Below are 14538 nucleotides of genomic sequence, written 5' to 3' on the forward strand. Positions count from 1 at the left end.
GGCCCGGCCGCGCGGGAGCGCTCAGCCACACACCCCCCGCGGCTTCGGTGCCCCGGCCCCCATCCAGGACCCATGCCGCCAACCCCCGGAGGGCATGGCACGCTTAGAGCATGGCCGTGCAGATCAACCCCAGCATTTTGTCCGCCGACTTCGCTCGCCTCGCCGAGGAGGCACAGGCGGTTGAGGGGGCCGACTGGCTCCATGTGGATGTGATGGACAACCATTTCGTCCCGAACCTCACGCTCGGTGTGCCGGTCGTAGAGTCCCTGGCGCGTGCTACGGACACGCCGCTGGACTGCCATTTGATGATCGAGGACGCCGATCGCTGGGCGCCTCAGTACGTAGAAGCGGGTGCCGGTTCCGTCACCTTCCATGTGGAGGCGGCCGCCGCTCCGGTACGGCTCGCCCGCGAGATCCGGGCCAAGGGCGCCCGCGCCTCCATGGCTCTCAAGCCGGCGACGCCGATCGAGCCGTACGAGGATCTCCTCGCCGAACTCGACATGTTGCTGATCATGACCGTCGAACCGGGCTTCGGAGGCCAGGCCTTCCTCGACATCATGCTCCCCAAGATCCGCCGGACCCGCGAGTTGATCTCCAAGCACGGCCTCGAGCTCTGGCTCCAGGTCGACGGCGGTGTCTCGGCCGAGACCATCGAGCGCTGCGCCGAGGCCGGGGCCGATGTCTTCGTGGCGGGTTCGGCGGTGTACGGGGCGTCGGACCCGGCAGGAGCGGTACGTGCATTGCGCAGCCAGGCGGAGGCGGTGATGGCCCAGGCGGCCTGGGCGTGCGGCCACTGAGCCACCGGCAGGCCAAGGGAACGTGAACGCCGCCCATCAGGGCTGATCAAGGACGCCGGATCTGCAAGGATGAACGGCGAGTCCAGAGTGTGAACAGCAGTGAGGAGATCGCCGTGTCGGGTATGTCGGCGGGCCGGTCAGCCATGCGGATGGGGCCCGCTGAGCTCGTGCAGGCGGCGGCCATGGCCCGCCGCTTCTACCTCGAGGGCAAATCCAAGATCCAGATCGCCGAGGAGTTCGGCGTCAGCCGCTTCAAGGTGGCCCGGGTCCTGGAGACCGCTCTCGAACGGGATCTGGTCAGGATCGAGATCCGTGTCCCAGCCGAACTGGACGCGGAGCGCTCGGACGCGCTGCGCGCCCGTTACGGCCTCAGGCACGCTGTCGTGGTGGAGTCCCCGGCCGATGCCGAGGAGTCGCCCGACCCGGAGAACCTCGGCGAAGTGGCCGCCGACCTGCTCGGCGAACTGGTCACCGAGGGCGATGTGCTCGGCCTCGCCTGGGGCCGGTCCACCATCCACATGGCGGCGGCCCTCGACCGGCTGCCACCGTGCACGGTGGTGCAGTTGACGGGGGTGTACGACGCCGGGACGGCCGAGCGCGGCTCGGTCGAGGCCGTGCGCAGGGCCGCCCAGGTCTCGGGTGGCGACGCCCACCCCATCTACGCGCCGATGCTGCTGCCGGACGTGGCCACCGCCGCCGCGCTGCGCAACCAGACGGGGATCGCCCGCGCCTTCGAGTACTTCGACAAGGTGACGGTCGCCTGTGTGTCGATCGGTTCCTGGGAGGCGGGCATCTCCACGGTGCACGACATGCTCACCGACGAGGAGCGCTCGCACTACGCCTCGCTCGGTGTCGCCGCCGAGATGTCCGCGCACCTCTTCGATGCCCAGGGCCGTCGCGTCGGCCGGGACCTGGGGGAGCGGTGCATCACGGTCGAGGCCGACCGGCTGCGGCGTATCCCCGAGGTCGTCGCGATCGCGGGCGGGCAGCGCAAGGCGGCCGCCATCGACGCGGTGCTCCGCTCCGGCCTGGTCACCAGCCTGGTGACCGACACGTCGGCCGCGGACCATCTGATGACGACGGGGCCCGCACCGCGTCCGGCCCTGGACCGGGCCGACCCCGACGGGCCCTGATCTTTCAGCGGTCCGTCGGCGGTTCGACCGCCGACGGACCGCGCTCTCTTGTCCCTTACGGGTCGGACGAGTCCTTCGAGGCAGGGCGGTAGTGACATGACGGACGACGTGGCGGACCGCCTCGTGGTCACGCTGGACCTCGCAGGAGTCGCCGACAAGGCGGGCTTCATGGAGCGCTGCGTACGCGCCCTGGAACTGCCCGACTGGTTCGGCCGCAACTGGGACGCCCTGGCCGACAGCCTCACCGACCGCTCCGTGTGGCCCGCGGGCGCCGAGCGCGGCTTGCTGATCGTCGTCACGGACTGGCGTACGTACGCCAAGGCCCGGCCGGACGAGTGGGAGATCGCGCAGGACGTGTTCACCGAGGCGGTGGACCGGCTGCCCGGGCTCTCCGTCCTGCTCGTGCTGGGAGGATCACACCAGAGGCCCTCCGACCAGCCTGGATGATCCGCCCGGGCAGGCCGTGGACACCGCCATGGGACAATGAGGTACGTGCTCTTCCCTCGCGCTGACCTGCTCGGGGGCCACCTCTGAACTACTGGGATGTGCAGCACGTGCGTTTCCTCAATGACGTCCAGCCCGCATACGACCTGACGTACGACGACGTCTTCATGGTGCCGAACCGTTCCGCGGTCGCCTCGCGGCAGGACGTCGATCTGTCGTCGCCGGACGGCACCGGCACCACGATTCCGCTGGTGGTCGCCAATATGACGGCGATCGCGGGCCGCCGGATGACCGAGACCGTGGCCCGTCGCGGTGGTCTCGTCGTCATTCCGCAGGACATCCCGATCGACGTCGTCACCGAGGTCGTCTCCTGGGTCAAGGGCCGTCATCTGGTGCTCGACACCCCGATCGTTCTCGCGCCCCACCAGACCGTCGCCGACGCGCTGGCGCTGCTGCCCAAGCGGGCGCACAACGCGGGCGTCGTCGTGGATGAGGACGGTAAGCCCGTCGGCGTGGTCACCGACGCCGACCTCCGCGGCGTCGACCGCTTCACACAGCTGGCCGAGGTCATGTCCCGCGACCTGCTGCTGCTCGACGCGGACATCGAGCCGCGCGAGGCCTTCAACACGCTCGACACCGCCAACCGCCGTTACGCGCCCGCCGTCCACCGGGACGGCCGCCTCGCCGGAATCCTCACCCGCAAGGGCGCCCTGCGCGCGACCCTCTACACCCCGGCCACCGACGCGAACGGCAGTCTGCGCATCGCCGCAGCCCTCGGCATCAACGGCGACGTAGCGGGCAAGGCCAAGCAGCTGCTCGACGCGGGCGTGGACACCCTCGTCATCGACACCGCGCACGGCCACCAGGAGTCGATGGTCACCGCCATCAAGGTCGTACGAGCCCTTGACCCGCAGGTCCCGATCGTCGCGGGCAACGTCGTCGCGGCGGCCGGTGTGCGGGACCTGATCGAGGCGGGCGCCGACATCGTCAAGGTGGGCGTGGGTCCCGGTGCCATGTGCACCACGCGGATGATGACCGGCGTCGGCCGGCCGCAGTTCTCGGCGGTCCTGGAGTGCGCCGCTGAAGCCAAGAAGTACGGCAAGCATGTGTGGGCCGACGGCGGCGTCCGGCACCCGCGTGACGTGGCGATGGCGCTGGCGGCCGGTGCGTCGAACGTGATGATCGGCTCCTGGTTCGCCGGTACGTACGAGTCGCCGGGCGACCTGCACCAGGACGCCGACGGCCGCCTGTACAAGGAGTCGTACGGCATGGCCTCGGCTCGCGCCGTCCGCAACCGCACCAGCGAGGAGTCGGCCTACGACCGGGCACGCAAGGGCCTGTTCGAGGAGGGCATCTCCACCTCTCGCATGTACCTCGACCCGGACCGGCCGGGCGTCGAGGACCTCATCGACGCGATCATCGCGGGCGTTCGCTCCTCCTGCACCTATGCCGGTGCGAGCTCTCTGGAGGAGTTCGCCGAGAAGGCGGTCGTCGGCATCCAGAGCGCCGCCGGTTACGCGGAGGGCATGCCGTTGCACGCCAGCTGGAGCTGACGCTCTGTGCTGGACGAGCTCGACGAACGCATTGTGCATGCCCTCGCCGAGGACGCTCGCCGTTCCTACGCCGACATCGGGCAGGAGGTCGGGCTGTCCGCGCCCGCGGTGAAGCGGCGGGTGGATCGGTTGCGGGCCACCGGGGCGATCACTGGTTTTACGGTTCGGGTGGATCCTGCCGCGCTGGGCTGGGAGACCGAGGGGTTTGTCGAGATCTACTGCCGTAGCAACACTTCGCCCGAGACCATTCGGCGTGGTCTTGAGCGGTATCAGGAGATCGTGGCCGCGTCTACCGTGACCGGTGAGGCGGATGCGGTGGTTCAGGTCTTTGCTTCTGACATGCGGCATTTTGAGCGGGTGCTTGAGCGGATTGCTGGGGAGCCGTTTGTGGAGCGGACGAAGTCCGTGTTGGTGTTGTCGCCGTTGTTGCGGCGGTTTTCCTCCGGTGCGCCTGGGTGAGGAGAGCTTGGGCCGCTCGGATGGCTTCGCGGGAGGGGGTGCCTCGTTGGCGCCGTGGGCGTCTGCGAGTCGTTCGTGGCTGGTCGCGCAGTTCCCCGCGCCCCTTATGGGGCGCTCCCCGAACCGCTCCGTTTGCGGGTCACCGTTATCCCTTGGGCCAGCATTGCCCGCGCGTTTAATATCGGTGCCATGACCTGGCGACATTGACCTAGCAGCCGTGCCTCCCGAGGGCCGCCTCGGGCGCCGTATCCACGGTGTCCGAACCAGCCCTGCGGGAAGGCCTCATGACTCTCTCACCTGCGCGTGTGCCCGCCGTCGGCGTCCGGCGGCTTGCGGCGACGTTGTACGGCTATGCGTTCTTCCATGACTTGATCCTGCTCTACCCGGTGTACGCGCTGCTGTTCAGCGACACCGGTCTGTCGGTCTGGCAGATCTCCTCTCTGTTCGCCCTGTGGTCGTTCACGAGCCTGGTGCTGGAGGTCCCCTCCGGTGCCTGGGCCGACGCCTTCTCCCGTCGACGGCTGCTGTGGCTCGGTCCGCTGCTCACCGCCACCGGCTTCGCCCTGTGGGTGCTCGTCCCGTCGTACGGTGCCTTCGCGCTTGGCTTTGTCCTGTGGGGCGCCGGGGAAGCGCTCGGCTCCGGCGCAATGGAGGCCCTGGTCTACGACGAACTGGACCGGCTCGGCGCAGCCGACCGATACGCCCGCGTCATGGGCCGGGCCCGGGCGGCGGGCCTGCTGGCCGTGATGGCGGCGATGGGGCTCGCCGGGCCGGTGTTCGCGTTCGGCGGCTACCCGGCGGTGGGCGCGGTGAGCGTGCTGGCCTGCCTCCTGGCGGCGGCCATGGCCACCCGCTTACCGGAGCACCACAAGGCGGCGACCGGAGGCGACGGCTGGGCCGCCACCCTTCGGGCCGGGCTCACTGAGGCGCGCACCAACCGGTCCGTCCTCGGAGCCCTGCTGCTCGTCCCCGTCGTGACCGCCGTGTGGGGTGCGCTCGACGAGTACTCGCCGCTCCTGGTGCGTGACACCGGCGTACCGGACGAGATGGTCCCGTATCTGCTCCTGCTGATCTGGGCGGCGGCCACCGTCGGCGGCCTGTTGGCCGGGGTCGGCGAACGCCTGGGAACGGCCGGATTCGCCGGGCTGCTCGCGGGCTCCGCGCTCGCCCTGGCAGCCGGCGCCGCTGCCGGTACTCCGCTGGGCATCGGCCTTGTCGCCCTCGCCTTCGGCGGCTTCCAGCTGGCGACCGTACTGGCCGACGCCCGCCTCCAGCACCGCATCGACGAGACCGGTCGGGCCACCCTCACCTCGGTCGCCGGTCTCGGCACCAGCATGGCCACGATCGCTGTCTATGGTGCCTATGGCGCGGCCGGCTCGGTGACCGCGCACGGCACCGCCTTCGCGTGGTTCGCGGTGCCGTACCTGATCACGGCGCTGATCCTGGTGGCCAGAGCTTCAGCGGCGAAGGCAAGACCGTGAAATCGCCTCGCGCAACGAATCGCCGTATCGGCCCCCACATACGCAACGATCCGCCCTCAAACGCGCAACAACACCTCCTTGTCCGCCCGAAGCCCCCGCCCGTACCGTCGATCTGGCCCCCGAACCCCTTCCGCCCCGGTGAGGAACACCCATGCGCACCGCCCTGCTCCAGAGCTCCGGACGCCCCGGCTCCGTCGCCGCGAACCTCAAGGTTCTCGACGAGGCCGCGGGGCGTGCCGCTGCCGCGGGGGCCGGGCTGCTGGTGGCGCCGGAGATGTACCTGACCGGGTACGCGATCGGGGCGGACGTGCGCCGGCTCGCCGAGCCCGCCGATGGGGACGGCGCCGACGCGGTCGCGGAGATCGCCGGGCGGCACGGGCTCGCGGTCGCGTACGGGTACCCGGAGCGGGACGGCGAGACCGTCTTCAACTCCGCCCAGTTGATCGCCGCCGACGGCACGCGTCTCGCCAACTACCGCAAGACGCACCTCTACGGCTGCTTCGAGCGCGAACTCTTCACGCCGGGCGACGAGCCGGTGGTCCAGGCCGAGCTCGGCGGCCTCCGCGTCGGGCTGATGATCTGCTACGACGTGGAGTTCCCGGAGAACGTCCGCGCCCACGCCCTGGCCGGCACGGACCTCCTCGTGGTGCCCACGGCCCAGATGCACCCGTTCCAGTTCGTCGCCGAGTCGGTCGTACCGGTGCGCGCCTTCGAGAACCAGATGTACGTCGCGTACGTCAACCGGGTCGGCGTGGAAGGGGAGTTCGAGTTCGTCGGGCTCTCCACGCTGTCGGGCCCCGACGGGGTGGCCCGGGCCCGCGCGGGCCGTGGCGACGAGCTCGTCCTCGGTGACGTGGACCCCGTGCTGCTGGCCGCCTCCCGCGAGGCAAACCCGTACCTGAAGGACCGCCGCCCCGGCCTCTACGGGTCCCTGAGCCGAACGATCTGAACGACCGCCCCACCCCCGCCTCACCCAGCAGCTTTCGCGCAAGGAGTCCGTACCCCCATGACGTCCACCGTGCCCAACGCCATCGAGCACGCAGACAACCACCAGCCGCCGATCACCATGTTCGGCCCGGACTTCCCGTACGCGTACGACGACTTCCTCGCGCACCCCGCGGGCCTCGGCCAGATCCCGGCGACCGCACACGGCACCGAGATCGCGGTCATCGGCGGCGGCCTGTCCGGCATCGTGGCGGCGTACGAGCTGATGAAGATGGGGCTGAAGCCCGTCGTGTACGAGGCCGGCGAGATCGGCGGCCGACTGCGGACGGTGGGCTTCGACGGGTGTGATCCCTCGCTGACCGCCGAGATGGGCGCGATGCGCTTCCCGCCGTCCTCCACGGCTCTCCAGCACTACATCGACCTGGTGGGCCTCGAGACCCGCCCGTTCCCCAACCCCCTTGCCGAGGTGACGCCTTCGACGGTCGTCGACCTCAAGGGCGAGTCCCACTACGCCCGGACCATCGAAGACCTGCCCGAGGTCTACCGCCAGGTCGCGGCGGCCTGGAACGCCTGCCTCGAAGCGGGCGCCGACTTCTCCGACATGAACCAGGCCATGCGCGAGCGCGACGTCCCGCGCATCCGCGAGATCTGGGCCAAGCTCGTCGAGAAGCTCGACAACCAGACCTTCTACGGCTTCCTCTGCGACTCCGACGCCTTCAGGTCCTTCCGGCAGCGCGAGATCTTCGGCCAGGTCGGCTTCGGCACGGGCGGCTGGGACACCGACTTCCCCAACTCGATCCTCGAGATCCTGCGCGTCGTCTACACCGAGGCCGACGACCACCACCGCGGCATCGTCGGCGGCAGCCGCCAACTCCCGCTCCGGCTCTGGGAACGCGAGCCGGAGAAGATCGTGCACTGGCCGTACGGGAGCTCGCTCGCGAAACTGCACGAGGGGACCCCGAAGCCCGCAGTGACCCGCCTGAACCGCACCGCAGGCAACCGGATCACCGTGACGGACGCGAACGGCGACATCCGTACGTACCAGGCGGCGATCTTCACCGCCCAGTCCTGGATGCTGCTCTCCAAGGTCGACTGCGACGACTCGCTCTTCCCGATCGACCACTGGACGGCGATCGAGCGCACTCACTACATGGAGTCGAGCAAGCTCTTCGTGCCGGTCGACCGGCCCTTCTGGCTCGACAAGGACGAGGAAACCGGCCGTGACGTCATGTCGATGACCCTCACCGACCGTATGACGCGCGGCACTTACCTCCTCGACGACGGTCCGGACCGTCCCGCCGTCATCTGCCTCTCCTACACCTGGTGCGACGACAGCCTGAAGTGGCTGCCGCTGTCCGCGAACGAGCGGATGGAGGTCATGCTGAAGTCGCTCGGCGAGATCTATCCGAAGGTCGACATCCGGAAGCACATCATCGGCAGCCCGGTGACCGTGTCCTGGGAGAACGAACCCCACTTCATGGGCGCGTTCAAGGCCAACCTGCCCGGCCACTACCGCTACCAGCGGCGCCTGTTCACGCACTTCATGCAGGACCGGCTCCCCGAGGACAAGCGCGGCATCTTCCTCGCGGGCGACGACATCTCCTGGACGGCGGGCTGGGCCGAGGGCGCCGTCCAGACCGCGCTGAACGCGGTCTGGGGCGTCATGCACCACCTGGGCGGGGCGACCGACCCGGCCAACCCCGGGCCCGGCGACGTCTACGACGAGATCGCGCCGGTGGAACTGCCCGAGGACTGAGACCGGGCCGGCCGCCTCACAGAAACGCGGACGTCAGATCCCGGCCGCCCGCGCCGCCGTGAACACCTCGGCGGCCACGTCCTTGAGCTCCTGCGCGTCCCGCGTCGAGGCCTGGAGGTCGAGGAAGAACTCGTCGAGGCCGACCTCCGCGTGGGCCTTGAGGTCCGTCACGATCTGCTCGACGTTGCCCTGGAACGGGGCGCGGTCGGCGCCGTCGTACGCCTTCGCCGTGTACTGCACCCCGTTCACCCGCACCGAGGTCGCGATCGGCTTCGTGCGGCCGCGCTCGGCCGCCATGTCCTGCACCTGCTGCCACTGTGTGGCGAGTTGGTCGGCCCCCATGGCGATCGGCATCCAGCCGTCGGCGCGGTCGATGAGCCGAGTCAGCGCCTTCTTGCTGTTGGCGGGCAGCAGGACCGGGATCGGCCGGGCGGGCTTGGGTCCGACCACGGACGGTGCGATCTTGGTGAGGCGGCCTTCGTACGACACCGGGTCCGGGCCCCAGACGGCCTGGCACACGTCGAGGAACTCGTCCATGACCTGGCCGCGCTCCTCGAACGGAGCGACGCCCGTCGCCGCGTACTCGTCCAGCGACCAGCCGGTGCCGAGGCCCGCCACCACCCGGCCGCCGCTCGCCGCGTCCAGCGTGCCGAGCGTCTTGGCGAGCCGGAACGGGCCGTGCAGCGGGACGACCAGGACACCGGTGCCGAGTTGGACCCGCTCGGTGGCCGTGACCGCCAAGGTCAGGGTGACCAGGGCGTCGGGGACACTGCGGTAGTGCTCGGGCCAGGGCAGGCCCGGCACCCCGTACAGGCCCTGCGTCGCGGGCTCCGGGAACAGGGCGCGCTCGTACACCCACAAGCTCTCGTAGCCGATCTGCTCGGCCGTGCGCGCCACATCGGGTACGTCCCGTCCGATGTCGTACTGCGGCGCCTGAGGAAGACAGAGGCCCAACTTGGTGGCCATGGCTACGCTCCTTCGCGTTGCTTCACATGAGGCAGTTCAACGGTCAACCTAACGCCCGCGTACCCCAATTCGGCGGTGCCGAGCCGGTGTGGCCGGATCAATCCGGCAGGGGAGTGAGCAGCATCCGGCTCGCCAGACCGACGGCCGCATCCAGGCGGCGGGCGCATTCGTCGGCGAGGTCGGGCAGTGCGCGCAGGGCCCACAGCGCGCGAGCCGCCGACCACGCTCCGTCCCGTGCCCGCTCCAGGCTCCACGAGCCGATCAGATGGGTGAGCGGATCGGCGATCTGGAGGACATCCGGGCCGGGCATCAGATCCTCGCGGATGCGCTCCTCCAGCGTGATGAGGATGTCGCCCACGTGCTCGAACTCGTCCTCCAAGTCGACGGGTTCGCAGTCGAGCGTACGACAAGTGTCTACGACCGCGAGCGCTAGATCGTGCCCGATGTGCGCATTGATGCCCGCGAGCGCGAACTGCAAGGGGCGTACGCCGGGATGGCGCCGGAGCTGGAACAGCGGGCGCCAGCAGGCGGGCGGACGGCGCTCTTCGGCCACCGCCTCGACGGCGGCGAGATAGTGCTCCGCGAACCGTACGTCCAGCGTGATCGCGGCCTGTGCGTCGGGGAATTGACCGGTGTCCACGTGCCGGTCGATCTCCTGGGTGACGGCGAGGTAGACGCGGTTGAAGACCACGACGCCGTCCCGCTCCGGCCATGTTGCGCTGAGTGTGCGCAAACGAGATACGACCTTGTCCACGGGTGTCGCGAAATGTTCCAACTGGACCATGGATGCAGCGTCCCACCCTTAGGGTGTCTAAAGGTCCGACGGGCCGAACGCTTCCCCAGAACGGGGGAACGCGCTCGACCGGGAAGAAGGGGGAACACCGAGTGTCAGGCAAACGTGCCCGGCGCCTTGCCGATCGCAGGTCCGAGCGCAGACGCGCGGCCCGGCGCGGTGCCATGGTGTCGGTGGCCTCCGCCGTGGTGGCGGTCGGCACCGCGACGGGGATGATGTCCGCGCTCGACGACCGAGGCGGTAGCGACGAGGCCCGCCCGGAGGTGACCAGCTCCCCGTATCTGGAGCCCGGTCCGGCCGTGCCGACCTCCTCGCCCTCGAAATCCGCCTCGCCGTCCCCCTCGCCGTCCAAGTCGGCCAAGCCGAGCCCCAAGCCGTCGAAGGCCCCGAAGCCCGAGGCGAAGAAGCCGAAGCCTGTCGCGGTGTCCACGAATCTGTACCGCTACCCCGATTCCCATGCGCTCCAGTGGGTCGCCGCGAACCTCAACGACCCGCGCCGCGCGGTCATAGAGTCCCGGCTGGCGAATCAGCCGCAGGCGGTGTGGTTCGCGGAGTTCGCTCCGGACACCATCACCTCGCGGGTCCGTACAGTCACATCCGCTGCCGCTGCCCAGGGGCGCGTCCCGATCGTGGTGCCGTACGCGATTCCGCAGCGCGACTGCGGTGGGCCCTCCCAGGGCGGGGCGGGCAGCCTCGGCGAGTACGACGCCTGGATCGACAAGTTCGCGGCAGGGCTCGGCTCCGGCGAGGTCGTCGTGATCCTGGAGCCCGACGCCATCGCCCTGGCCGACTGCATGTCCGAAGGTGACCGGGGCGCCCGCTTCGCCTCGTTGGCCCGCGCGGGCCGCGTCCTCAAGGCCGCGAATCCGAACGCCCGGGTGTACTACGACGCGGGCCACTCCACCTGGCGCGGCGCCGGGACCATGGCCGGGCGGCTGCGCCAGGCAGGCGCCGCCTCGGCCGAGAGCTCGGACGGCATCTTCAGCAACGTCGCCAACTTCAACGGTACGAACGGCGAGATCGCGTACGTCCGGCAGACCCTGGACGCGCTCGGCGGCCCCGCGAGCCTCGGCGCCGTCATCGACACCAGCCGCAATGGGGGCCGCACCCCGCCCCCCGGCGAGTGGTGCGATCCGGCGGGCCTCAAGCTGGGCCGGGCGCCGACCCTGAACACCGGAGAGGCCCGGATCGACGGCTACCTGTGGATCAAGCTGCCGGGCGAGTCCGATGGCTGCCAGGCAGCGCCGGGGCAGTTCGCACCGGACTACGCCTACGACTTGGCCCGCTGAACCGGCTCATGTGAAGCGACCTCGGCACTCTGCCGGGCGCCGGCGCGCAGCACGCCGGCGAACGCGACGAGCCCGAAGGTCAGGGCCGTCACCAGGCCGAAGGACACCACCAGGCTGGTGGCATCCGCGATCGTGCCGATCGCGGAAGGGGCGATCAGGCCCGAGGTGTACGTGATGGTGGCGACGCCCGCGATGGCCTGGGCCGGGTTGGGGCCGCTGCGTCCTGCCGCCGCGAAGCAGAGCGGGACGACGACGGCGATACCGAGGCCGAGCAGCGCGAAGCCGCTCATCGCCACCGCCGCGTTCTCGGCCACCACGACGAGCAGTCCGCCGAGGGTCGCGAGGACGCCGCCGACGCGTACGGTGCGGACCGGGCCGAAGCGGTCGATCACCCTGTCACCCGCGATGCGCGCGAGCGCCATGGTGAGTGTGAAGCCGGTCGTGGACGCCGCCGCGACCCCGGCCGAACTGCCGAGCACGTCCCGCAGATAGACCGCCGACCAGTCCAGGCTTGCCCCCTCGGCGAACACTGCGCAGAACCCGACCGCGCCGATGAGCAGCGCGGACCTCGGCGGCAGCGCGAACCGCGGCGGCGCCTCCTCGCCCTCCGTCGGCCGCAGATCCAGTACGCCCTGACAGGCGGCCACACCGATCACGGTGAGCGCCACGGCCGCCAGCGCGTGATGGAGGCGGGCGTCCGAGCCCAGGTGGGCGGCGAGTGTGCCGGCCGCCGAGCCGATCAGGGCGCCCGCGCTCCACCAGCCGTGCAGACCGGACATGATCGATTTGTCGAGCCGGGTCTCGACCTCGACGCCCAGCGCGTTCATCGCCACATCGGCCATGCCCGCGGTGGCGCCGTACACGAAGAGCGCCACGCACAGCGTGAGCAGGTTCGGCGCGAGCGAGGGGAGTACCAGGGCCAGCGTCCACAGCGCGAGCAGTCCGCGCAGGGCCGCACGGGCACCGAAGCGATGGCTGATCCCGCTGGCCAGCGGCATCGCCACGGAGGCGCCGATCGCGGGGAACGCGAGCGCCAGGCCCAGCTGGCCCGCGCTCACCGAGGCGTGGTCCTGGATCCATGGAACGCGGGTCGCGAACGAGCCCGTCACGGCGCCGTGCACGGCGAAGACCGTCGCCACGGCGTACCGGGCGCGCCTCAACTCGCTTTTGTCGTAGACCACTTCACCCACGTCCCGGGCCCTCCCTCGCGTCTGGCCGCTCTGCCGATCCGCTGACGTAAACTATCAGGGTCCCTGCCTGATAGATAGCGGATATCGGGCCCTGGTCGCCTCGCCCCTCCAATCTGGAAGGATCCCGGCATGCCCGCATCTCCGAGTACCGCCCGGGCCATCAACGACCGGCTCGCCCTGCGGCTGCTGCAGCAGGAAGGTCCTTTGACGGCAGGGCAGTTGAAGCAACTCACCGGACTGTCCCGGCCCACGGTCGCCGACCTGGTGGAACGCCTCACGGCCGCCGGGCTGATCGCGGTCGTGGGAGAGGCGGGGGAGCAGCGCCGTGGCCCGAACGCCCGGTTGTACGGGATCGTCGCTGACCTCGCGCAGCTCGCCGCGGTGGATGTACGTACCGAGGGCGTGTCCGTGGTCGTCACGGATCTGCTGGGCTCGGTGCTGGCCGAGGCCTCGGTGCCGATCGGGGACGAGGCGGGCACCGGGTCCGCCGTCGAGCAGGCGGTCACGCTGGTCGAACGTACGGCCAAGGAGGCCGGGGCCGACAAGCTGCACACGGTGGGGATCGGCGCGCCCGGCCTCATCGACCCCGCCACCGGCGAACTCCGCGATTCCTCCGGCCTGCCCGAGTGGCACCGGCGCCTCGTCGCCGCCCTCGACGACCGGCTCGCGGCCCGCGTCCTCATCGAGAACGAGACGAACCTCGCGGCCCTCGCGGAACAGCGCGCCGGCTCCGCCCGCGACCGGGACACCTTCGTCCTCCTCTGGCTCGGCCATGGCATCGGCGCCGCCGTGGTCCTCGACGGCATCCTGCGCCGGGGCGCCTCGGGCGGCACCGGCGAGATCGGCTTCCTTCCGGTCCCGGGAACCGCGGGGCTGCCGTCGGCGACCGACTGCGGCGGCGGCTTCCACTCGCTCGCGGGGGCGGCGGCGATCGTCGAACTCGCCGAGCGGTACGGGGTGGTGGCGCCCCCGTCGCCTCACGAGCCGCAAGCGGCGGCCCTGGTGCGGGCGGCGGCCGGTGAGGTGCCGACGACTGCCGCGGCGGGCCAGTTCCTCGACGTGCTCGCCGATCGTGTGGCCATAGGCGCCGCCTCCGTGATCGCCGTGCTGGACCCGGGTTGTGTGGTGCTCGCGGGGGAGATCGGGCAGGCGGGTGGTGAGACGCTCGCGGGCCGGGTCCAGGAGCGGCTCACGCGGATGTCACCGCTGCCCACCGAGGTGCGGGCCAGCTCGCTCGGAGGCGGGGCGGTGCTCCGCGGGGCCTTGCTGATGGCGCGCGAGGGGGCGCAGGACGAGCTGTTCACCCCGTGACGGTCCGGGCGGAGACCCGGCGGCGGGGCAAGGGCCTCCGTCACCGCCGCCGGGTCGCTCTTGGGGGCGGATCGGTGAACGCAGACCCTAAGAGGACTCAAACAGTGCGTCAATAGGTATGGACCAATAGTAAGGCGCCGTGCCTGTGCGGAAGTTGGGCCGTCATGAGTGTGGCGTGAAGTCCATCGAGATGCTCTGTGAGTCACCCCACAGGAAACGGGTCCGTAGGCATCGATCAGGCGTGGCACACTGGCTCTGTACTAGAAGCAGCGCACTCCGGGGTCGGTGAAACTCCGAACCGGCGGTTAAAGTCCGCGACCCGGTCGCTTCCAGCGGCCGGTTGACCAGGTGAAATTCCTGGACCGACGGTTAAAGTCCGGATGGGAGGCAGTGCGCGGCGGGCGGGCATTCGTGCGCGTCG

Annotated in this window: 13 protein-coding genes and 1 riboswitch; of the genes, 10 read left to right on the forward strand and 3 right to left on the reverse strand. The window is 70.4% G+C overall.

Annotation, left to right across the window (positions count from 1 at the left end):
* Positions 1-110: 110 nt before the first annotated feature.
* From rpe to ACQEVY_RS39075, 8 genes are all read left to right on the forward strand, one after another.
* Positions 111-797 carry a ribulose-phosphate 3-epimerase gene (gene rpe, locus ACQEVY_RS39040; RefSeq protein ID WP_165340532.1) on the forward strand — a complete coding sequence of 229 codons (687 nt, stop codon included), beginning with the start codon at positions 111-113 and terminating at the stop codon, positions 795-797.
* Between the two features lie 89 nt (positions 798-886).
* Positions 887-1930 (forward strand): sugar-binding transcriptional regulator, encoded by a 1044-nt coding sequence (locus ACQEVY_RS39045; protein WP_328772945.1) that lies wholly within the window; start codon positions 887-889, stop codon positions 1928-1930.
* Positions 1931-2026: 96 nt separating this feature from the next.
* Positions 2027-2377, forward strand: coding sequence for a barstar family protein (locus ACQEVY_RS39050; protein WP_432954474.1), 351 nt, complete (start codon positions 2027-2029; stop codon positions 2375-2377).
* 107 nt (positions 2378-2484) lie between these two features.
* Positions 2485-3927, forward strand: coding sequence for a GuaB1 family IMP dehydrogenase-related protein (locus ACQEVY_RS39055; protein WP_432954475.1), 1443 nt, complete (start codon positions 2485-2487; stop codon positions 3925-3927).
* A gap of 6 nt (positions 3928-3933) precedes the next feature.
* Entirely contained in the window at positions 3934-4386 is a 453-nt protein-coding gene (locus ACQEVY_RS39060; protein ID WP_432954476.1) for an Lrp/AsnC family transcriptional regulator, read from the forward strand.
* A gap of 284 nt (positions 4387-4670) precedes the next feature.
* Complete coding sequence (locus ACQEVY_RS39065; RefSeq protein WP_432954478.1) at positions 4671-5867, forward strand: MFS transporter; 1197 nt, start codon at positions 4671-4673, stop codon at positions 5865-5867.
* Positions 5868-6018: 151 nt separating this feature from the next.
* Positions 6019-6816 (forward strand): carbon-nitrogen hydrolase family protein, encoded by a 798-nt coding sequence (locus ACQEVY_RS39070; protein ID WP_432954480.1) that lies wholly within the window; start codon positions 6019-6021, stop codon positions 6814-6816.
* Between the two features lie 57 nt (positions 6817-6873).
* A complete protein-coding gene (locus ACQEVY_RS39075; protein WP_432954482.1) occupies positions 6874-8568 on the forward strand; it encodes a flavin monoamine oxidase family protein in 1695 nt (564 codons plus the stop codon).
* Between the two features lie 33 nt (positions 8569-8601).
* Here ACQEVY_RS39075 and ACQEVY_RS39080 read toward each other — a convergent pair whose 3' ends face one another.
* Positions 8602-9534, reverse strand: a complete 933-nt coding sequence (locus ACQEVY_RS39080) for an LLM class F420-dependent oxidoreductase (protein WP_432954483.1) — start codon at positions 9532-9534, stop codon at positions 8602-8604.
* A 97-nt stretch (positions 9535-9631) separates the two neighbouring features.
* Positions 9632-10318 carry a DUF5995 family protein gene (locus ACQEVY_RS39085; RefSeq protein WP_432954485.1) on the reverse strand — a complete coding sequence of 229 codons (687 nt, stop codon included), beginning with the start codon at positions 10316-10318 and terminating at the stop codon, positions 9632-9634.
* Positions 10319-10491: 173 nt separating this feature from the next.
* On the opposite strand from ACQEVY_RS39085, the gene ACQEVY_RS39090 reads away from it, so the two are divergent.
* Positions 10492-11616 (forward strand): glycoside hydrolase family 6 protein, encoded by a 1125-nt coding sequence (locus tag ACQEVY_RS39090; RefSeq protein WP_432955636.1) that lies wholly within the window; start codon positions 10492-10494, stop codon positions 11614-11616.
* Here the strand turns inward: ACQEVY_RS39090 and ACQEVY_RS39095 are convergent.
* Positions 11598-12806: an MFS transporter gene (locus ACQEVY_RS39095; RefSeq protein ID WP_432954486.1), complete on the reverse strand. Its 1209-nt coding sequence runs from the start codon at positions 12804-12806 to the stop codon at positions 11598-11600. The genes ACQEVY_RS39090 and ACQEVY_RS39095 overlap by 19 nt on opposite strands.
* A gap of 129 nt (positions 12807-12935) precedes the next feature.
* Here ACQEVY_RS39095 and ACQEVY_RS39100 point away from each other — a divergent pair, with 129 nt between their 5' ends.
* On the forward strand, positions 12936-14117 hold the full coding sequence (locus ACQEVY_RS39100; protein ID WP_432954488.1) for an ROK family transcriptional regulator: 1182 nt from the start codon (positions 12936-12938) through the stop codon (positions 14115-14117).
* 267 nt (positions 14118-14384) lie between these two features.
* A riboswitch (FMN riboswitch) is annotated at positions 14385-14515 on the forward strand.
* Positions 14516-14538 lie beyond the last annotated feature (23 nt).

The sequence above is a fragment of the Streptomyces sp. CA-288835 genome (assembly GCF_050936385.1).
Classification (GTDB): domain Bacteria; phylum Actinomycetota; class Actinomycetes; order Streptomycetales; family Streptomycetaceae; genus Streptomyces.

Coding starts and splice junctions, on each gene's coding strand:
- rpe (WP_165340532.1), top strand. CDS start 111: ATGGCCGTGCAGATCAACCCCAGCATTTTGTCCGCCGACTTCGCTCGC.
- ACQEVY_RS39050 (WP_432954474.1), top strand. CDS start 2,027: ATGACGGACGACGTGGCGGACCGCCTCGTGGTCACGCTGGACCTCGCA.
- ACQEVY_RS39065 (WP_432954478.1), top strand. CDS start 4,671: ATGACTCTCTCACCTGCGCGTGTGCCCGCCGTCGGCGTCCGGCGGCTT.
- ACQEVY_RS39070 (WP_432954480.1), top strand. CDS start 6,019: ATGCGCACCGCCCTGCTCCAGAGCTCCGGACGCCCCGGCTCCGTCGCC.
- ACQEVY_RS39075 (WP_432954482.1), top strand. CDS start 6,874: ATGACGTCCACCGTGCCCAACGCCATCGAGCACGCAGACAACCACCAG.
- ACQEVY_RS39080 (WP_432954483.1), bottom strand. CDS start 9,534: ATGGCCACCAAGTTGGGCCTCTGTCTTCCTCAGGCGCCGCAGTACGAC.
- ACQEVY_RS39085 (WP_432954485.1), bottom strand. CDS start 10,318: ATGGTCCAGTTGGAACATTTCGCGACACCCGTGGACAAGGTCGTATCT.
- ACQEVY_RS39090 (WP_432955636.1), top strand. CDS start 10,492: ATGGTGTCGGTGGCCTCCGCCGTGGTGGCGGTCGGCACCGCGACGGGG.
- ACQEVY_RS39100 (WP_432954488.1), top strand. CDS start 12,936: ATGCCCGCATCTCCGAGTACCGCCCGGGCCATCAACGACCGGCTCGCC.